Origin of the sequence: Sphaerisporangium sp. B11E5 (assembly GCF_039871875.1) — a bacterium.
Lineage (GTDB): Bacteria > Actinomycetota > Actinomycetes > Streptosporangiales > Streptosporangiaceae > Sphaerisporangium.
The window spans coordinates 190,851-211,214 of record NZ_JBDPMD010000003.1; the positions used below are offsets into that span (position 1 = coordinate 190,851).

14 protein-coding genes are annotated in these 20,364 nt (G+C 72.0%); 5 read left to right on the top strand and 9 right to left on the bottom strand.

Annotated elements, in window-relative coordinates; genetic code table 11:
• Positions 1-547 precede the first annotated feature (547 nt).
• A complete protein-coding gene (locus ABGB17_RS04845) occupies positions 548-1,405 on the top strand; it encodes a hypothetical protein (protein WP_347626529.1) in 858 nt (285 codons plus the stop codon).
• On the opposite strand, the gene ABGB17_RS04850 is transcribed toward ABGB17_RS04845, so the two are convergent.
• The 4 genes from ABGB17_RS04850 to ABGB17_RS04865 form a co-directional block, all read right to left on the bottom strand.
• Positions 1,383-1,838, bottom strand: coding sequence for a DUF488 domain-containing protein (locus tag ABGB17_RS04850; protein ID WP_347626530.1), 456 nt, complete (start codon positions 1,836-1,838; stop codon positions 1,383-1,385). The two genes, ABGB17_RS04845 and ABGB17_RS04850, sit on opposite strands and share 23 nt — an antisense overlap.
• Positions 1,839-1,942: 104 nt before the next feature.
• Complete coding sequence (locus tag ABGB17_RS04855) at positions 1,943-2,485, bottom strand: RNA 2'-phosphotransferase (protein WP_347626531.1); 543 nt, start codon at positions 2,483-2,485, stop codon at positions 1,943-1,945.
• Positions 2,486-2,537: 52 nt separating this feature from the next.
• Positions 2,538-7,199, bottom strand: a complete 4,662-nt coding sequence (locus tag ABGB17_RS04860; protein WP_347626533.1) for a M48 family metalloprotease — start codon at positions 7,197-7,199, stop codon at positions 2,538-2,540.
• A 71-nt stretch (positions 7,200-7,270) separates the two neighbouring features.
• A complete protein-coding gene (locus ABGB17_RS04865; protein WP_347626535.1) occupies positions 7,271-8,377 on the bottom strand; it encodes a LuxR C-terminal-related transcriptional regulator in 1,107 nt (368 codons plus the stop codon).
• Between the two features lie 125 nt (positions 8,378-8,502).
• On the opposite strand from ABGB17_RS04865, the gene ABGB17_RS04870 reads away from it, so the two are divergent.
• The 4 genes from ABGB17_RS04870 to ABGB17_RS04885 all read left to right on the top strand — a co-directional run bounded on the left by ABGB17_RS04870 (position 8,503) and on the right by ABGB17_RS04885 (position 14,639).
• Positions 8,503-9,237, top strand: coding sequence for a LuxR C-terminal-related transcriptional regulator (locus ABGB17_RS04870; RefSeq protein ID WP_347626536.1), 735 nt, complete (start codon positions 8,503-8,505; stop codon positions 9,235-9,237).
• A 130-nt stretch (positions 9,238-9,367) separates the two neighbouring features.
• Positions 9,368-10,585, top strand: a complete 1,218-nt coding sequence (locus ABGB17_RS04875; RefSeq protein ID WP_347626538.1) for a hypothetical protein — start codon at positions 9,368-9,370, stop codon at positions 10,583-10,585.
• A gap of 137 nt (positions 10,586-10,722) precedes the next feature.
• Entirely contained in the window at positions 10,723-13,650 is a 2,928-nt protein-coding gene (locus ABGB17_RS04880; RefSeq protein ID WP_347626539.1) for a LuxR C-terminal-related transcriptional regulator, read from the top strand.
• A gap of 275 nt (positions 13,651-13,925) precedes the next feature.
• Positions 13,926-14,639, top strand: coding sequence for a PIG-L deacetylase family protein (locus ABGB17_RS04885; protein WP_347626541.1), 714 nt, complete (start codon positions 13,926-13,928; stop codon positions 14,637-14,639).
• A gap of 78 nt (positions 14,640-14,717) precedes the next feature.
• On the opposite strand, the gene ABGB17_RS04890 is transcribed toward ABGB17_RS04885, so the two are convergent.
• The 5 genes from ABGB17_RS04890 to ABGB17_RS04910 form a co-directional block, all read right to left on the bottom strand.
• Entirely contained in the window at positions 14,718-15,401 is a 684-nt protein-coding gene (locus tag ABGB17_RS04890; RefSeq protein WP_347626542.1) for a Crp/Fnr family transcriptional regulator, read from the bottom strand.
• Positions 15,402-15,476: 75 nt separating this feature from the next.
• Positions 15,477-16,643 carry an alpha/beta hydrolase gene (locus ABGB17_RS04895; protein WP_347626543.1) on the bottom strand — a complete coding sequence of 389 codons (1,167 nt, stop codon included), beginning with the start codon at positions 16,641-16,643 and terminating at the stop codon, positions 15,477-15,479.
• Between the two features lie 20 nt (positions 16,644-16,663).
• Positions 16,664-17,611 carry a chlorinating enzyme gene (locus tag ABGB17_RS04900; RefSeq protein WP_347626544.1) on the bottom strand — a complete coding sequence of 316 codons (948 nt, stop codon included), beginning with the start codon at positions 17,609-17,611 and terminating at the stop codon, positions 16,664-16,666.
• 11 nt (positions 17,612-17,622) lie between these two features.
• Positions 17,623-19,398: an amino acid adenylation domain-containing protein gene (locus tag ABGB17_RS04905; protein ID WP_347626545.1), complete on the bottom strand. Its 1,776-nt coding sequence runs from the start codon at positions 19,396-19,398 to the stop codon at positions 17,623-17,625.
• Complete coding sequence (locus ABGB17_RS04910) at positions 19,395-20,312, bottom strand: DUF6039 family protein (protein WP_347626547.1); 918 nt, start codon at positions 20,310-20,312, stop codon at positions 19,395-19,397. Before ABGB17_RS04910 ends, ABGB17_RS04905 begins: the two co-directional genes overlap by 4 nt.
• Positions 20,313-20,364 lie beyond the last annotated feature (52 nt).

Consider the following 20,364-nt stretch of genomic DNA (forward strand, 5'->3'; position numbering starts at 1 on the left):
CAGCAGCGCAGCCCTCATCCGACCCCGTTCCCCTTCTCCCACCCGAAGCCCACGGCCGCACACCGTCCGCCGCCTCTACCGGGCCTTGAACTCGATCGCTGCAACCGTAGGTGTTACGAACACATGTCGTCAACAGTTTCGCAACTTTCCTGGAGCAAGCCTCGGCACCTCTCCTTCACACCTCGATCGACTGGCATCCACAACCCCTCAACATGCCTGTGAGCTGGATATTTGCCTCCGCCGCGAACCGAACCCTCCAGGGGTCAGTATCGAAACTTTCCCGTACTCCACCGACCACCGGCCGACACAACCGTCCTGCAGCACCCGTCGCCGAGCGTGCGACCTGATCGACCAAGCCTTCGCAGAGCAGCGGGGGCACTTCCTCCATCAGGACACCCGAATAAGGCCTTTAAAACGTACAAGAACCACTGTGACTTATTATCGACCTTCCGGCCTTTTTGATTACCCACGAATCACCGCAACGGGATGGGATCCGTCCAGCTACTCTTGTGAAGTCGACCCCGCGGCAGTCAGGACCAGGTGCCCCATGGCGAACTCTCTCTTCGGCCCCGATCTCGAAGCGACGAAAGAGAAGCCTCGCGACACTCGATACCAGCGACTGAGATTACTGATCACGGTAAAGGCCGCCCCAAATCCTTCAGAAACCTACGGCGAAACCGTATGTGTCGCCGCTTTGAACCTTGACCTCAACAACCCCGGGTGGATCCGCCTCTATCCGATCAACTACCGCGAGCTGGACACCGAGAGCAGATTCAGGAAGTACGACATCGTCACCCTGGAAGCCCAACCGAATGCCGGCGATCCCCGCCCTGAGAGCTGGCGACCCCGCACTGACAGCTTCGTCGTGGAGAAGCAGATCCAGGGCTGGGATAAACGCATGGCGTACATCGACGACTACGTCGAGAGGTCAATGTGTGATCTCAAACAGGGAGTTCAGGGACGACCAGGGGCACGCTCACTGGCAGCGATCCGTCCGAAAGAAGTCCTGGGACTCGACATCGAGCCCCATCCAGGGTGGACGCCAGAGGAACGGGCCAAGATCGATAGATACGTGAATCAACTTCAGCTGTTCGAGTCCGGACCGCGCACAGCACTGCAGGCCCCACGGTTCAAGGCATGGTATCGCTACCGATGCCACACCGATTCCTGCCGGACCCATCGCCAAGGGATCTACGACTGGGAGCTTGTCGCTCTGCAGCGCAGATTCCACCATTACGATGATCAGGCGCTCATTCAGGTCGTACAGGAGAAGTTCTGGGACATGATGTGCGCACCAGAGCGCGACCCCATCTTCTTCGTGGGGAATCAGCAGGCCCGCCCGCAGGGCTTCATCATCCTGGGTGTGGCCTACCCTCGGCGGTCTAGGCCGAAATCGCGTAGCTGAACCGCGCCCGAACAGCTCTCAGGACGAGATCGCGGTGACAGCGGCACTCATCAGCCTCGAAGCACATGACCGCCACCCTCTCCCGCCGGACCGCTTCGGCGATACGCTCGACGCATCCGCGAGCCTGGTCCTGATCGAGAAGCTTCTCATAGATCTCGCGCGCCGTGCCGAGTTCACCGGGACCACCGGCGAATCCAGCTCGGTTCCACTTGGGGTTGCCCAGTTCCCGCATGTGCTCGTACACGATCCCCGAATCGGCCAGGGCGCGGGACAACGCGCTTTTACTGAACCCCCGCTTCCGTGAGATCGGAGTCAACCGCACATCGATCAGCAGCGTGACGTCCTCTCCACGCAGACGCCTTATGAACGAGTCGAGGTCGTACCCCTCATAGCCGACGCCTACGACCCATGCCATCTGATCGGTTGTGGACATGATGCGCACCCTTTCACGCATGGTCACGACTAGCAATCGCATCGCCAACTCTGAAGTACCCCCGTCCCGTGGGGAGGAGCATTGGCGCTGACGGCCCCGAGTGGTCAGCCGGGGAACCGGAGGAAGCCCGGGGGGACGTGGGACACCAGCCATACGCCGTTGGCGCTGACCATGAACTCGTGGCCGGCGGTGTGCATGGCGGCGGCGTCGACGGCCAGGACCACCGGGGCTCCTCGGCGGGAGCCGACTCTTGTCGCGGTCTCGTGGTCCGGGGAGAGGTGGACGTGGTGGCGGTTCATGGGGCGTAGGCCCTCCGCGCGGATGGGGGCGATGTTGCGGGCCACTGTGCCGTGGTAGAGGACCGGCGGAGGGGCGGTCACCGGGAGGTCGAGCTGGACGGGGACCGAGTGGCCCTGGTTGGCGCGGATCCGGCCGTCCTGGAGGACGTAGCGCTGTTTGTCGTTGGCGGCGACCACCTGGTGGAGTTCGGCGGCGGTGATGGGGAAGCCGTGGGTTCTGGCGGCGTCGAGGAGTGTGTCCACGTCCACCCAGCCGGCTTGGTCCAGGGTGATGCCGATGCGGTCGGGGCTGTGCCGCAGGTGTTTGGAGAGGTACTTGGAGACGCGTACCAATCGTCGTTGGTCCATGCGGCCAGTGTTCCGGGGGTGGATCGTCCGAGGCCAGCCGATTTCGGGGGGCTCAGGGGCCGCTGCTCCACAGCGCCCACATATGGAGGAAGTCCGGGATGCGCTCTATGGCGGCGGCGATGAGGACGGCCGCGGTGATCATGGTGATCACCTGGGTGAGCCTCGTGCGGCGGGTGAGAGGGCGCGGGGTGGGACGGGTGGGCGGGCGGAACCGGCGCCACAGGGTGCCGGCGGCCATGCCGATGACGGTGGCGGGGATGGCGGTCAGGGCGCCCTTGACGAGGGTGTCGTGGATCAGGGCGGCGACGAAGGAAGGGGCGGCAGACGGGGGGACGCCGCACGGGCCCACGTAGAGGCCGACGCAGCCCGCCATGGCTTGGAGGTAGCGGGTTCCGCTGGCGGCCATGACGCCGGTGACCAGGGCGGCGAACAGGGCCAGGGCGGGGCGGGCCGCGGTCGGGCGGGTGGCGACGAGGAAGGCCACGAGGGCTTGGGCCAGGGTGGCGGCGAGGCCGTAGATCTCGATGTACAGCAGAGGGAGAGCCCTGTCGACGCGGACGGCGGGAGGGATGAGATCCGCGGCGAAGACGGTGAGGGCGGCGGCGGTCAGGAGGAGGGCGACGCCGCCGGCGAGGCCGGTCGTCATGGCCAGGTCGGTGCGGGGGCGGGCGGTGCCGCGGCGGCGGGCGAGGGAGAGGGGGACCAGCCAGAGGAGCAGGAGGCCGGGGAGGGTCAGGGGATTGACGAGGACGTTCTCCAGGGTGGTGGAGCGCAGGCTCACCAGCGTGGACAGCGGCTCTAACCATTCGTGGGCGGGGCCGGGGGTGACGGCCTGCCGCGTCTCGCCGAGTTCCTCACTGCGGCGGAAGGCGTACCAGACGACGAACCACGGGACGGCGGCCAAGGTGCCGGCCGCGGCGACGGCCGCCGGCGCGCGGCGCTGGAGGCGGGGCGGCGCGGGGGCAAGCGTGCGGGCGGCCGACGTGGCCCAGCCGGCGAGGAGGGCGGCGCCGGTCAGCAGCATCAGGGCGGCGAGGAGGAACCGGGCGGGCGTCACCGGGGACGGGTTCTCCTCGAAGACGACCGCGAGGGCGAGTTGGTCGCCCAGCAGGAAGCCGGCGGTGACGGCGGCGGCGGGGCGGAGGTAGGTGCGCGGGGGCGGGACGGGTGAGTGGCGGGAGGGTTCCAGCCAGACGGCTTCGACGATCGCGATGACCAGGGCGGGGACGCACAGCAGGCCGGCGAGGGCGGTGCCGAGCAAGGAGAGCAGGGCCGGGCCGCTGAGGAAGTTCTGCACGTTGCCGGCCATGATGGCGGCGGTCATGCCGGCGCCGGCCAGTGCCCAGGTGCCTGGCCGGAGGACGGCGGCGGGGTCCGCGAGGTGGGTGATCCGGCGGCCCGGGTCCGGGTGGGAGCGCAGCCATGCGAGCAGGCGGCGGCGAGGGGACGGGATCCGGGTGAGCAGGGCGTGGAGGGTCTCGCGGTGTCCGGCGGCGGCGTCGGCGTGCAGTTCGGAGCGGCGGAGCACCGCGGCGCGGGTGAGCAGCACCAGGGCGGTGAGGGTGGCCATGGAGACGGCGGCCCGCAGCGCCTGCGCCCAGCCGTCGGCGACGAGGAGGAGCGCGGGGACGAACGGCAGCAGGCCGAGCAGGACGAACGACCGCCAGACGGCGATGGTCAGGTAGGTCCGGTCCACGTCGCCGTCGCGCAGATGCGCCAGCGCGTGCCGCACCACGGCCTCGGCCGCTTGGCGGTCCGACCGGACGAGAACCATCATCTGGTGTCCCACGGCCAGGTAACGACGGCCGGGGCGGCCGAAGACCCGCGTGGTCAGCCAGGGGTGGACGGACAACAACAGGTGAGGTGGGCGGGCCAGTCCCGCCTGCGGCGCCAGCCTCTCGACCATGGCGGCCACGTCCCGCCCGGCGGGCATCGGAAGGGGGCGGTACCCGTTCCGCATGACGATCCACACCGGGTGCAGCCAGAACAACGCACCCGCCACCACGACCAGCGCCAGCAGCCCCCACCCCACCCATCGCGCCTGGTCGGCGTAGAACTGCCCCAAGCAGGACACGAGAAAGGCCCGCTCCGGGATCAGCGAGATGCCACCGGCGAGCTGCGCCTCGCACGCGAGGTAGGCGTGCTTGAAGGCGTCGCGGTTCGCCGGCACCGCCTGGTACAGCGTCAGGTAGGTGGTGACGCTCGTCGCCAGCACAGCTCCGGCGAGCATCGCCAGCGTCGTGAGCCCCCCGCGCCCGACCGGCGGCCCACCGTCCCCGTCCTGGCCCACGTCGCTCCCGCCCCGGGATTCGCCGCCCCTCTCCCGAGGGGTGCCGGACTCCCCGTCCCGGAAGTCGCCAGCCGCCGCACCACGGGTGCCGGACTCCCAAAAGCTGCCGGACCCCCCGTCCCGCAAATCGCCGGCCCTCTCACGAGGGGTGCCGGACTCTCGAAGGGTGACGGATTCCCGGTCCCGGGAATCGGCGGCCGCCTCACCAGAGGTGCCGGACTTCCCGTCCCGCAAATCGCCGGCCGTCTCACCAGGGATGCCGGACTCCCGAGGGTTGCCGGGCTCGCCCGGGCGGTGGCCGGGGGTGTCGCTCCGGGGTGCGGGGTGCGCCGGCTCGGGGGCGGCGAGGTGGTCGCGGAGTTGTACGTGGCGGAACTGGTAGAAGCCGCCGGAGCAGCGGAGGAGGCCGCGGTTGTGGGCGTCGGCGAGGAAGCGCATGAGGCGGAGGGGGAGGACGCCTTGGGTGGACAGCCAGAGGCGGGCCAGGCAGAAACGGCCCCACGCGGTGGTGCCCAGGGCTACCGCGACGGCGGCGGACGTGGCGGCCGCCAGGGCGGAGACCGTGCCGGTGACGGGGCCGGCGTAGGCGATGAGGGGCGGGCCGGCCGCCGCGGCGCACACGGTCCCCGCGACGGCGCCGTTGACGGTGGCGACGGCGCGGTCGGCGCGCAGGACGGTGACGGGGTCGCGGGCGCGGACCTCGTCGGCGGGGTCCTGGAGCCAGCCGACCAGACCGCCGCAGAACCCGGCGAGCAGGCCGACGGCGACACCGGCCAGGAGCGCGTACAGGACGCCGTCGAGGAGCCGGCCGGAGACGGGGGACGGCGCACCGGCGAGCAGGCCGGCCAGCGGCACGGTCACCAGCCCCGCGCCGGCGCCGCCCGCGAAGCCCGCCGTGAACCACGAGGTGAAATGGCTGCGGACGGCCCGCGCCAGGTGGCGTGATCGGCCGTGCAGCGCCAGGTTGGCGTACTTGGGCGGCGTGGGGTCCGACAACAGGGCCGCGACGGCGGACCCGGCGACCACACCTGTGCACAGCCCGGTCACGACACCCGCCAAGGCGCTGCGTGTCGTCACCGTCGCGACGGCCACCGCGATCGCCACCGCCGCGACGGCGGCCGCCGTCACCCGCACCGGGTCGCCGAGGCGGGGGTCCAGGGTGGCGAACCGCCACCAGGCGAGGTCGTGCCCCCCGTCGTGGCGCAGCCGGGACGCCAGGAAACCGGCCCACCGCTCCGCCCGCTCCACGCCGGGCCACGGCGCCGCGCCGTCCGTCCCGGGGCGCGAGTACACGGCGGGCAGGCACGCCATGAGCAACCGCTTCTCGATCTCCTCCCGGCCGAGCCTCCGCAGCTCCCCCGGCTCGCCGCCCGGCGGCCCGTACACGACGAGCAGCAGGTAGATCGTCAACGGCGTGGACAGCGCCGCCGCGAGCCCCGGCTCCTCGCGTACCGCGGCGAACAGGGCCTCCCACCGTGCGTCCCCGGACCGGACGCGGCTCTCCAGGTAGGACACCAGCCGCTCCGCCCCCACCGGTTCGAGCTCGACGACCGCCGCCGAGGACAGGAACCGCCCGCTGCGCACCACCGCCGCCTCGTACTCGTCCCCCCGGCAGGTGAGCACGAACGGCCGCCCGTCGCACGCCACGTCGATCCCCTCGATGGCCGGCACCCGCGCCCCCGGCGGCATCTCGTCCAGCCCGTCGAGCACCGGCGTCACCCGCCCCGCCGCCACCAGCGCCCCGGCGACGTCCCCGGCCAGCTCCGGGTACTCCTCCCGCACCCGCCGCGCCACCCAGTCGTCGAACGGCTCCCTGGGGTCCCACGCCGACACCGGCAGCAGCACCGGCACCGGCTCGCCTGCCTCCGCCCCTTCGATCAGGTCGACCACGAGCCGCATCGCCGCGACGGACTTGCCGGCCCCGGGCGCGCCGAGCACCACCAACTGCCGGTACGGCAACTCCCTGAACCGCGCCGCGAGCTCCCCCACCTCGCCGCTCGCCGCCCCGGCCGGCAGGATCGCCCCGCCGCGTGCCGTCACCGGCCGCCCGGTGACCGACCAGGTGACCGCGAGCGGATGCGCCCGGGACAACCCGCGGGCGACCAGCTCCCGCCGCCACTGGTTCACCACCGCCGCCGCGAGCCGCTGCGCCGCCCGTCCGACCGCCTCCTCCTCGGGGTCCGTCTCCCCCGCCCGCTCCGGGGAACGCAGCTCACGCACCACGAAGACGCACAACCCGCCGACCACCGGCACCACGGCGAACACGAACGCGTACAGGTTGGAGTACCCGACCAGCCGCTCGAACGCCGGCCCGTCCGGCGCCGACCCGGCGACCACCAGGAACGCCACGGCGAACCCCGCCAGCCCGAGCGCCAGGCTTCCGGCCGCGACGGCGCGCCATCGCCGCCTCCGCCGTCCGCCCATGGCACGACATCATGCACATAGGGTTCGCCCCGCGCTACCCGACGTACCTGTGCGGCGTGGGGGCGTGAGCCTCAGGTCAGGAGAGGCACCAGGTCGAGGCGGCGGTTGACGCCGAGTTTGGTGTAGACGTTGTGGAGGTGGTTGCCCACGGTGCGGTGCGACAGGGTGAGCCAGTCGGCGATCTCGCGGTTGGTGAGGTTCCAGGAGGCCAGGCGGGCGATCTCCAGCTCGCGGGCGCTGAGCACGGTGCCTTCACCCTCGTGGGTCGTGTGCACGCGGCGCAGGCGGTTGCGGGTGGCCATCGGGGTGGACCAGGAGCGGATCACCCACGCGTGCAGGGGGTGGGCCAGGCGCACGGTGACGCCGGACGGGTGCGCGTGGACGGTGATCAGGGCGCGTGCTTCCAGGCGTTCGACGGCGCCGGGGGAGGTGAGGCGGGTCAGCGTGTCCAGGGCGACGGGCCCGCCGGCGGCGACCAGCTCCAGGAGTTCGCGTTCCGAGTCGTCGAGCTCGCCCATCGCCGCCTCGGCCATCTGCCGCAGCCGGGGCGTCAGCAGCAGCTCGCCGGACCACCGGACCCGGCCGTCCACCTGGGTGAAGGACTGGGAGTGTGCCAGTTCGAGCAGCAGACGCACGTTGCCCCGGGCGGTGTGCCACAACGAGCGGGCCGTCGTCATCTCCACCTCGCCCCCGAGCACCGCGCCGAGCAGCCGCGCGGTGTCGCGGACCGGGAGCGGCGCGAGATCCAGCCGCGACACCCCGCCGTCCGTCCAGAGCGACAGGAGCACCGGGGGAACCGCGGCCCCGGTCAGGGTGGTGAGCACGACGCGGGCACCCCGGTGCGCCACCAGGTACGCGATCGTCGCGGCCGAGCGCCCGTCCAGCAGGTGCGCGTCGTCCACGGCCAGCACCAGCGGCCGGGGAGCGGCCCCGCAGAGCAGCTCGGCGGCCCACCGCACCGGGTTGACCGGTTCGCGGCTGCCGGGCAGCAGGTGCGCCAGCGCCCCGAACGGCACGCCGGCCCCGGCGCCCGCCGCCTGGTGGACGACGGTGCCGGGCCGGTCGAACACCGTGACGGCCTCGGCCATCAGCCGGGTCCGCCCGGACCCTGCCTCCCCCACGACCAGGATCCCCGCGCTCTCCCGCAGCGCGGTCCTGATCGTGTCGCGCTCCTTCACGCGTCCCCTGAACGGCACCACGTCGTCACCCCCTCAGCAGCCTGCGCCGGATCCCTTGCCGGAATTGTTGGCACACCGGGGCAGGGCGCGGTATACGCGGAAGTACGTACTTTCGAAGGGGACGTATGCTTTCCAGGAACCGCTACGACCAGGTGATCGACCTGGCCGTGGAGCTGGTGGCCATGAGCCCCGCCGCGGTCGACCACGGCCGGGTGGCCGAGTCCCTCCGGCAGGTGCTCGAATGCCCCACCGCCACGTTCTCCGAGGTCGGCGCGGACGGCGTCAAGGGCCTGGGCTGGCCGGAGACCCGACTGCCCACCGCCACGATGACCGAGGTCACCCGCCGCAACATGGAGCGGCACCCCCTGATCCAGCACTACGTGCGCACCACCGACCGCCGCCCCCTGGCGGTCAGCGACCTGACCACCATGCGCCGCTGGCGTTCCTCGGCGGTGGGTTCCGACATCCGTTCCGTCACCGGTTTCTACGACCACGTGGCACTCCCCCTGCTGTCCCCCGTGGGCACCATGCGCGCCTTCGCCCTCGGCCGCCCCGACGGGGGTTTCACCCGCCAGGAGCGCGAGTTCGTGGAACGGCTGCACCCCGTGCTGGTCACCCTGGACCGCCGCTCCCGCCAGGCACGCTCCCCCGCCGCCGCCCGCCTGACGCCACGTGAGGAGCAGGTGCTGGAACTCGTCGGGGCGGGCCTCACCCGTCAGCTCGCCGCGCGACGGTTACGCGTCTCCGTCAGGACCGTGGACAAGCACCTCGAAAGCATCTACCGCAAGCTCGGCGTGAACAGCCACGTGCAGGCGGCCCTCTGGCTGGCCGGGTCGCGCGCGCGGCCCGGCGGGAGTTGAGTAGCGAATACTCATCCGGTCGCGGATGACCGGAGGCGACGATTCTTCTCGTCACCGGCGCCGATGGGGCGTCGCGATAGCAAACGGGGCGAGAACGATGGTGGTTCGTGGTTCTGGGTCGCGCAGGGGTGTGTCCCTTCTGGTGGGGGCGCTGGTCGTGGCCGGGACGATGGTCATGCCGATGGCGTCCGCGGGGGCCGAGCCTGCGCGGTACGCCGGGAAGGACGCGGAGCTGGCGCGTAAGCAGGTGCCGATGCTGGCGCTGGCCGACGAGCTGGAGGCCGCCGGGGGGACGAAGGGGACGGGGTTCGCGGGGGTCGAGCTGGACGTGCCGGCGGGGGTGGTGCACCTGTACTGGAAGGGTGACGCGCCGCCGGCGGTCGGGACGCTGGCGGCCAAGGCGCCGGAGGGGGTCAGCGTGCGGGTGCACCCGGCGAGGTTCACCGCCGCCGAGCTGCGGGAGCGGGCCGAGGAGATCGTGCGGACGCGGGGGCTCAGCGCGGGGGGCGACGTGCACCGCGTGACGCCGCTGGAGGACGGCAGCGGGCTGGAACTGGCGGTCACCTCGCAGGCGGAGGTGGCCAAGGCCACGGCGGACCCGCTGGTGGTGAAAGCCGAGGTCGAGTCCCTTGACCCTTATGACGGGCGGTGGGGCGGGGCGTCGCCGTTCGAGGGCGGCATCCAGATCAACTCGTGCAGCACGTCGTTCGGCGGCTTGATGTCGCCCGCGGGATCCGACTGGGTGTACCCGGCGAAGCTCATCGCGGCGGCGCACTGCTACTCGGTGGGCGACCCGGTGACCACGGGGAACTCCACCACCGGCATCGTGACCATCGGGCACGTCGAGGCGGTCTACCCGCAGCTCGACACCGCGCTCATCGCGGTGGACTCCGGCAGGTTCGTCACCGGCTGGATGTGGGACGGCGGCGTGCAGGACGGCTCGGAGTACACCAAGCCGGTCGTGGGCACCTCGCAGGCGCGCACAGGGTCGCTGGTGTGCACCTCGGGCGCGTGGAGCGGCGTCCACTGCGACATCAAGATCACCAAGACGGGCTCCACGCTGGACTGGGGGACCCACGTCTCGCGGGCCGTGTCGATCGGCGACCAGCTCCAGGGTCAGGCCGCCGCGGGCGGCGGCGACAGCGGCGGGCCGGTGTTCACCCTGACGAGCGACTTCAGCAGCGTGCTCGCGGCCGGGGTCATCATCGGCGGGGACAACCGCCGTCCCGCCACCTGCACCGGCTGGTCCGGGCGCTGCTCGACCCGGGTGTTCTTCACCGACTTCCGCACCGTGCGGTCCCACTGGGGTCTCTCCTGGATGGCGGGCCAGGGCCCGGAAGGTCTCTGAGCCGCTCGGGCCGCCGGTTCCCCGGCACCGCACGACGGGAACCGGCGGCCGGTGGACGATCGCCAAGTGAACGACAACCATTCGCCAATCCGGCTTCCGCACCCTTGGGGAGGTTGCCCACGGAAAGGCGAAGGGTGATGAGCAAGGTCGCGTACCCGCGTCCCGCCGGAGCTCCGGCGGGGCGCGGGCCGAAGCGTGTCACGGCGGGCCGTACGGACGGCGCCGCCCAGGAGACGCCCGCCGGTCCGTACCCGTTGACCGGCCGCTGGCCGCTCGTCGGCCGCGACGCCGAGACGGCCCGGTTCGCCGAGGTGCTCGCGGACCGGTGGAGCCAGGGTTTCGTGGTGTGCGGCCCGCGGGGGTCCGGCAAGTCCCGGCTGGTGGAGGAGTTCCTGGCCGCGGCGGTGGCCCAGGGGTACCAGACGGTGCGGGCGGCGACGAGCGAGGCGGCGTCCACGGTGCCGTTCGGGGCGGTCGCCCACCTGCTCCCGCCGGACGTGCACCCCGCCAACCCGGTCGCGGGGTTCGTCTCGGTGTCCCGGGCGCTGGCCGGGACGCGGGACCGGCTGGTGGTGCTGGTCGACGACCTCGACCTGCTGGACCAGGCGTCCGTGGTCCTGATGCGCCAGCTCATGGACGTGGGCCTGATCTTCGTCATCGGGGCGATCCGGGCGGGCGGCCCCGCCTCCGAGGCCGTGGAGGCACTGCCGTGGGACGCCGGGGTGCACCGGGCCGACCTCGCCGAACTCGGCGGGGACGCCGTGGAGGACCTGCTGCGTGCCGTCCTCGGCGGCCCGGCCGGGCGCCGCACCCTGCACGAGCTGTTCACGTTGTCCGGCGGCAACGCGCTCTACCTGCGCGAACTGGTGCTCGGCGCGCTGCGCGCCGGGGCGCTCACCAGCGACGGCACGTTGTGGGAGCTCACCGGGGACGCGTGGCGGGCCGCCGCGTCGCAGGACCCCGCCGGGGACGCGTGGCGGGGCAGCGCCGTGTCGCGGGACCCCGCCGGGGACGTGTGGCCGGTCACGCCGAGGCTGGCCGAGCTGGTGGGGGCGCGGCTCGCGGCGGCGGGAGAGCCGGCCCGGCCTCTGCTGGAGGCGCTGGCGTTGTGCGGGACGCTCGGGCCGCTGGATCTCGCCGCCTCCCCGCGGCACCTCATCGAGCTGGAGCAGGCCGGGCTGATCCGCGCCTCCGGCGAGGGCCGCCGGGTGTCCCTGACCCTGGCACACCCCCTGTACGCCGCGGTGTTGCGTGCGCGCACGCCGCTGATCCGCCGCCGGGCGACGCTGCTCGGCCAGGCCGAGCGGATCGAGGCGCACGGCGCCCGCAGGACCGGGGACGCGCGGCGCGCCGCGGCGTGGCGGCTCGCGGCCACCGGCACGGCCGGAGCGGACCTGCTCCTCCGGGCCGCGGAGGAGGCCTGCCGCGCCGGCGCCCACACCGAGGCCCTCGGCCTGCTGGCCGAGGTGCCCGCCGCCGAGCGCACCAACGCGTTCCGGCTCCTGTACGGCGAGGCGCTCCTCGAGTCGGGCCGCGGCGACGAGGCCGAGGCCGTGCTGGCGGGACTCCGCGAACCGGCCACGGACGAGGAACGGCGGATCGCCCTGCGGCTGCGTGCCCGCAACCTGTTCCGCGCGGGCGCGGGCACCGACGAGGCTCTCCGGCTCAACGGCGAGGCCCTCGCCCGCGTGCCCCGGGGAGCGGGCCGCGACCTCCTGCTCGCCGACCGTGCCGCCATCCTCACGATGTCCGGCCGTCCCGCCGAGGCGGTGGCGCTGCTGGACAGCCTCCCGCCGCGGGCCCCCCGCGACGGCGAGGCGACCGGGTGGCTCTGGGCGGCGACGGCGAAGGCGACCGGCCTGGCCCTTCTCGGCCGCACCCGTGAGGCGTGGACCCTCGCCGCGGCGGTGTCCGCCTCGGAGACCGCGTCCGGCGAGGTGGTGGCCGAGCGCACCCGCCTGACGCGCATCCGGCACCCGGCCGCCGCGGCCCTCACCCCCCTGACCCCGCTCGTCCTCGCGGCCGCGGAGGACGGCCGGCTGGCCGAGGCCCGCACCCTCGCGGCACGCGGCACGGAAAGCCTCGGAGCGGGCCACGCGACGGGCCCGGCGGCCCGCGTCGCCGGCTCCGCGGCGGGCCCCGGAGCCGACCTCGGAGCACGCATCGGCACGGGCCACGCGATGTGGGCCGCGGCAGGACGGGCGCGGGTGGAATGGCTTTCGGGCCGGGTGGCCTCCGCGCGGCGCTGGTACGCCGAGGCGGCGGCACTCGCGCGGGCCCGCGGCCACGTGCGCCCGATGCGACTCATCCTCTCCGGGTTGTGCGCCTCCGCGGCCGTGCTCGGCGACACCGAAGCCGCGCAGGCGGCGCTCGACGAGCTCCAGGCCTACCCGGCCACACCCCTGTTCGTGGGCGAGGACCTCCTCGGCGAGGCGTGGCTGGCCGCCGCCCTGGGCCACCTGGCCGAGGCACGGACGATCCTCACCGCCGCCGCCGCGGCGGCGCGGGACGCCGGCCGCCCCTCCGCCGAGGCGATGCTCCTCACCGACGTCGCCCGTCTCGGTGGAGCCCGCCAGGTCTCCGGACGTCTCACCGAGCTGGCGGAGGTCTGCGACGGCGCCCTGACGGAGGCACGCGCGCGCCTGGCGTCCGCCCTCGCCGCCAACGACCCCGACCGGCTCACCGAGGCCGCCGGCACGCTCGCGGACATGGGTGCGGACCTCATGGCCGCCGAGGCCGCCACCACCGCCGCCGCGGCCTGGCGCCGCGACGGCTCCCCCCGCCAGGCCGCCGCGGCGACCGCCCGCGCCATGGACCTGCGGGCCGGGTGCGAGGGCGCGGTCACCCCTCTGCTGGCCACCGGCCACGAGACCGTCCCCCTGACCGCACGGGAACGCGACGTGGCCCTGCTCGCGGCGGGCGGGGTGCCGAGCAAGGACATCGCCAGGACGCTGGTGCTGTCGGTCCGCACCGTCGACAACCACCTGCAGAAGGTCTACACGAAGCTCGGCGTCACCACGCGCCGCGATCTCGCCCTCGTGCTCGGCGGGTACCAGAAAACCTAACAATCCCTACCGTTGAAGTTCTTTTTGTTCACCCAGACGACCGGCCCCCGATTCGCCTCGGAAAGAGCCGCACGCCATTTCTCCTCCGCGATGATGCGCTATTTTCCTGGAGTTCCCTGCGGCAGGGTAAGAATGCCCTAACCATGCCGCACCGGGACACCCGCCACGGTCGCCGACCCCAATTCGAATCAGGGTCAATAGGGTGCATCCGTTCCCTGGTCGATTGCGGGCAATTAGCAGGTTTGTCACTGTTTCGTGTGGTCAGGGGAAGCTTCATGAGCGAAAACCTGCAACCCGTTCCCGACGACTGGACGAGGGCGCTCGCCATTGTGGCGCATCCCGACGACATGGAGTTCGGCTGCGCCGGCGCCGTGGCGGCGTGGACGGCGGCCGGCAAACACGTCGGCTATCTGCTGCTGACCCGCGGCGAGGCGGGCATCGACGGCATGTCCCCGGAAGAGGCCGTCAAGGTGCGCGAGGAGGAGCAGCGGGCCAGCGCGGCCATCTGCGGCGTCGAGTCCGTGGAGTTCCTCGACTACGCCGACGGCACCATCGAGTACTCGCTGGGCCTGCGGCGCGACCTCGTGGCGGCGATCCGGCGGCACCGGCCGGAGCTGCTGGTCACCTTCACCCACCACGACATCACCTACACCGGCAAGTGGAACTCGCCGGACCACCGCAACACCGGCCGCGCCGCACTCGACGCGGCCCTGGACGCGGGCAACCGGTGGATCTTCCCCGACGTGGAGGAGCCCTGGAAAGGCCTCAAGTACGCCGCGATCGCCGGCTCCACCCGCCCGACGCACGCGGTGGACGTCACGGACTCGCTGGACACCGCGGTGGCCTCGGTGGAGGCGCACGCGGCCTACCTGTCGGGCCTCGGCCTCCCGCAGGGCGCGGCCCGCGGGCCGCTGGAGGGGTTCACCCGCGCCACGGGCGAGCGGTTCGGCGGCCGTCCCGCGATCCCCTTCGAGCTGCTCACCCTCTGACGGCCCGCGCGACGGCGGCGAGAACGACAGAGCGCCCTGGAGTCCCGGGACTCCAGGGCGCTCCGCCGTACCGGGTCCTCAGAACCAGCCGCCGATGCTGTTGACGTACTCGGTCAGGCGCTTCTCGTTGATGAGCAGGAACGGCCCCGACACCGGCAGCACCAGGCCGGCGTCCTTGAACCTCTTCAGGAAGTAGCCCACCCGCGACCGGGTGGTGCCCACCATGCCGGAGAGCTCCTCCTGGGTGATGCGGTCCTCGATGGCCAGCAGGTGGTCGGCGCGCTTCTTGCCGAGTTTCCTGGACAGCCGGAGCAGGACGGCCGCGAGGCGCTGCTCGCTGTCCATCGTCACCATCGTGGTGATGACCTGCTGCTGCTCGGTGAGCCGCCGCGCGAGGTGGTCGATGAAGCCGTCCAGCACCCTCTGGTCGGCCATGGCGGCGCGGAAGCCCGCCGCGGGGATCCTCCTGACCCAGGAGGTGCGCATCACGGTCGCGGTCTCGGTGCGTTCTGAGCCCAGCAGCGACGACTCCCCGAAGATGTCGCCGGCCGTGTAGATCGATAATAGACACTCCTTGCCGCAGCGGGCGTACGCCTGCGTCTTGACCTGGCCGCTCTCGACGAGATAGAGGTTCGCGTCATGATCGCCACAGTTGTAGATATGCGTTCTTTTCGGATATCTGATCGAAGTGGCACCGAGCTTGTCGCTCGTCGCGAAAGACCGTAGCTCGTCCTTGAACTGCGCAGTCCGTACAGAAGTCATGCCCGCACCTTTGACCTGGGTTCTTATTACCAGCTACCCACCTATACCCGCTCATCTAAGAAAAAACGGAATAGGTCACAGGAAGGTACGGCCGCTCGTGCGGCTGAGGCCGGGGAGGGAGTCGATAAAGTCTCCTAGCAGGGACATCAAATCGGGGTCGCCCTTGAAGAGCGAGATATGATCACCGTGCGGCCGGACGTGCAGGATCGCCTCCGGCAGCGTGCGGGCCACCACCTTCGACCCGTCCGGGCACGCCGTCTCGTCGTCGGTGCTGGTGACCACCAGCACGGGCCGCTGGAGACCGGCCAGCCACGGCGTCACGTCCGTCCGCATGATCGTGCCGTTCAGCTTGCAGTACCGGTACAGCAGCCCGGGCGTGGCGTACGGGTAGACCACCAGGTGCGCCAGGTCCGGCGGGACCGCCGACAACATGGTCTGGCACAACACCGGGTGGATCGCGGCGGCCCGGTCCGGCCCCTCGGCGCCCATCTGCATGAGGGCCACCAGGTTCTGCTGGTGCGAGGTCTTCTCCGCCGAGGGCACCCCGGCGAAGTCGCCGTGCCACAGGCTCAGCGACCCGATCCGCGTGTCCGCGCCGCCGGCGTCCCGGTGCGCGGCGGCCAGCCCGACGACCGCGCCGCCGCACAGGCACATCAGGTGCGCGCGGCCGACCTCGAAGTGGTCCATGACGGCCAGCAGGTCGCCGGCCTGCGCGTCGATGTCCGCGGGCAGCGCGCCCGCGCCGTCGATGTGCCCGAACAGCCCTCTGCTCTCCCAGGTGACCACGAAGTGGTCGCGGGCCAGGTAGCGCATCCACCGCTCGGCCAGCCGGGCCGGCATGCCGCAGGGCGTGACGACGACCACGGCCGGGTCCTCGCGCCGGCCCGCCGCGTAGGCGGGCAGCGGGGGGCCGCCGCCCGGGACGGTCACCTCCCCGCGGGCGGCGAACCCCTCGAAGGCGTTTGCGGTGACCTCGTCGGCGGTGCGCTCGACGACCTCCAGCGGCACGTCCGTGTTGAGGGCGCGCCGCCGGAGGCCGAGGTGCTCGCTCAGCACCCGTTCGAACACCCCGAGCCCGCCGGTGTCGCCGGTCACCCGGAACTCCGGTGCGCGAAGCCGTTCCGCCATCCGGTCGAGCAGGGAGGAGACCTCAGCCGGACCGGCCACGCGCACCGGATGTTCGAGGACGCCCGCGAGCGGCCGCGCCGACAGCACGGCCTCCGCGAGGCGTGTCAGTTCCATCGTCTCGGAGGTCACCCGCATCACCGCGTCGTGAAAGCGTGCCCGGTGGTCGTGGCCGTCGCCATGCGGTTGTGCGGGTTGTCGTTGTGGCCGGCGACCAGGACGGAGCCGTAGCGGTCCAGGCTGACCCGGCCGCCGTACTCCTCGATCTCGTCGGTGTCCGGGTACACCCGCACCTTGGTCGGCACGTACCGGGACGCGAACCCCAGCCGCATCTCGTCGGTGCGCCCGGAGTGCGGCAGGGACGCGTGCATCAGCGTGGACCAGAACAGGATGGCCTCACCGGGCCGCATGACCATCGAGACGGCCTGGGACTCGTCGGGCTTCCAGTCCGGGTCCTTCTGCAGCTCGCGGTAGTCGTAGCCGAAGAAGCCCCGCCGGACGCCGTCCTTCTCCTCGGCGTTGATCTTGTCCGGGTCGTAGTGCATCTTCTTGGTCTCGTCGTAGAACATCGTCCGGTGGGTGCCGGGGATGAACTGCAGGCAGCCGGTCTCCTCGTTGGCCTCGGTGAACGCCGTCCAGACGGTGATGGTGCCGCCGAACTCCTCGTCCTCCGGCCAGACGATCTGCGGCTGCCCCGAGGCGTTGGCGAAGGTGTCGGCCTGGTGCCAGTCGGTGCCCTCGTCGCCGGGGTACTTGGGGAAGAACTCGGTGCGCCAGCACAGCACGTCGGGGCCGAGCACGCTCGTGACGCGGTCGACGATCTGCGGGCGGCTGATGTGGTCGGCGAGGAACGCCGAGTCCAGGTGCCGGTCGTAGTTGGAGATGTTGGTGTTGCCGGAGGCCGCGGCCTCCTCCTGGTAGACGGCGTTGCTGCGGTCCATCAGCCGCAGCCGCTCGCGCCGCCACGTGGCCCGCATCTCGTCGATCTCGTACACCTTGAAGGGCCCGAAGTAGCCCTGGGTGTGGAAGCTCGCCAGCTCCTCCGGGGTCATGGCGAATCCGGCCTGTGTCCGGGTGTCCTGCATGATGATCCCTTCTACGCGTTCAGTCGTTCCTCGACACAGGCGGCGAGGCTCGCCACCGACGCCTCCTCCAGCTCGGCGCCGGTGAGCGCCAGACCGTAGTGGTCGTTCACCTGGGCGATGATGCGGGTCAGCGCGAGCGAGGTCGCGCCGAGATCGAAGAGGTCGGTCTCCGGCGGGACGTCGTCGCGCTCCAGCACGTCCGCGGCGATGCGCCCCACGACCTGGACGGGTGGAACGGCGTCGGCGGCGTCGGCTGCGGGCCGCTTCGCCTGGTCGATCAGAGCGCCGCGGTCCACCTTTCCCTGCAGGGTCATGGGTATCTCCGAAATGATGTGATATTGGGACGGACGTGCGTGGACGGGCAGCTCCTCCGCCGCCCGCGCGGTGAGGGCCTTGGACAGCTCCTCGGCGTCCCCCTCCGCGCCGGGGGCGGGCACGACGAACGCCAGCAGGCGCACGTCGCCCTCGCCGTAGTCACGGGGCGCGACCACCGCGCTGGCGACCCGCGGGTCCCCGGCCAGGCACAACTCGACCTCGCGGGGCTCGATGCGGAAGCCGCGCACCTTGATCTGGTCGTCGGCGCGCCCGATGTAGGCGTACTCGCCGCCCGGCAGGCGCACGGCCAGGTCGCCGGTGCGGTAGAGCCGGGTGCCCGCGGCGGTCTCGATGAACCGCTCCGCGGTGAGGCCCGGACGGTCCAGGTAGCCCCGGGCGAGGCCGGCACCGGAGACGTACAGCTCCGCGGCCACGCCGTCCGGCACGGGACGGCCGGCGGCGTCGAGCAGCCGCAGGTCCAGGTCCGGGATGGGCACGCCGATGGGGCTGACCTCCGGGTGGCGCAGGTCCTCGCCGAGCACGCGCCGGTAGGTCACGTGGACGGTGGTCTCGGTGATGCCATACATGTTGACGAGCTCGGGCTTCTCGTCGCCGTAGCGCTCGATCCACGGCCTGAGCAGCTCGACGTCCAGCCGCTCGCCGCCGAAGACGACGTGGCGCAGGCGGAACGGCGACGGCTCGCGCCTGCGGGCGTCGGCCGCGGCGAGGTGGCGGAACGCCGACGGGGTCTGGCTGAGCGCGGTGACGCCCTCGGCGAGCAGCAGCTCGCGGAACGCCTCCGGCGACCGGGCGACCCGCGTGGGCACGACGACCAGCCGGCCGCCGTACAGCAGGGCGCTCCAGATCTCCCAGACGGAGAAGTCGAAGCTCACCGAGTGGAACATCGTGACGACGTCGTTCTCGTCGAACCCGAACCACGGCTCTGTCCGCTCGAACAGCCGCACGGCGTTGCGGTGCTCGACCAGCACCCCCTTGGGCGCGCCGGTCGAACCCGAGGTGTAGATGACGTACGCGAGGTCGCGGTCGGTGACCTCCGCCGCGTCCGCCGCCGCGGCCGGCGCGGGGTCGTCGCGGTCGGTCCAGACGGTGCGCACCGGGCGGTCCCTCAGTACCTCGGCGACCCGCGACACCGCCACGACCGTCGTGACGCCGCTGTCCGCGAGCAGGTACTCGACGCGCCTGGCCGGATAGGTGGGGTCGATGGGGACGTAGGCGCCCCCGGCCTTCAGGATGCCGAGCAGTCCGACGATCATCTCGACGCCCCGGTCGGCGCACAGCCCCACGAGGACGCCGGGACCCACTCCGAGCGCGCGCAGCCGCGGCACGAGGCGGTTCGCGCGGGCGTCGAGGTCCCCGTAGGAGATCTCCTCGCCGGGAGCGGACACGGCGATCCTGTCGGGCAGCGCCCTGGCGCGCTCGGCGAAGATCTGGTGCAGGCATCGGCCGGTCATGTCGCGTACATCCCCCAGTGGTGCGGGGTCAGGGCGACGTCCGCCATGGTGCCGGGCACGAACATGCGGGCCCACGTGCCGCCGCCGCGCTCGGGGGCGATGCGCTCCTGGAAGTACAGGTCGCGGACCTTCTCGTCCTTCACGTGCAGCGAGAGCACCTTGTAGTAGGTGGCCAGCGACTTGAGGTGGATGAACCAGTGGATGCGGTCCGCGGTGCCGAAGGCCTCCTCGTAGACGAAGACCGTGGCCTCGCCCGGGAGGTTCTCGTTGATGGACTCGGCGGCCTCGCGGGCGAACGTGCGGCCCTCGGACCTGAAGTCGTAGTCGAGCAGCGCGGTGCGGTGCAGCAGCACGCCGCAGTTGCCCGAGTGCAGGATCTGCTCGGCGGGCAGCGGCACCTGCTCGCGGGCGCCGGGCAGCCCGGTGATCGGGCCCTGCTGGGTGTACTGCGCGGTGCTGCGCTCGCGCTCGCCGTCCACCTTGGTGCCGTACATGCCCCAGAACTGCGGCATCAGCACGGTCTCCCGCATGCTGCCGTCCACGAACATCTGGTCCCAGCCGCGGCCCTCCTCGGGCTCCGGCCTGGACACGTTCTCCCGGTACTCCTCGTCGGCGGTGCCCATGTGCACCATGGCCTCGTAGGCGTCCAGGGAGCTGAGGTGGATGAGCCAGTGCAGTTTGTCCTTGGTGCCGAACGTCTCCTCGTACACGTACACGCTCGCGACGCCCACCTGCTTGGCGGTGACGACCTCGGCCATCATGCGGGCGAACTTGCGGCCCTCGGCGTGGAAGCCGTTCTTGAGCTGCGCCGTACGCTCGACGATCACCCCGGCGTTCCCGGAATTGAGGAGGTCCGCGGCGGGGACCGAGGTCTGCTGCTCGGCCGGCGGTATGACCGGACTCGGATTTGTCATCGCTTGGACTCCGTCTTTTCTCGGCTGTTCGTCACGCTAACCAGGGCCGCGC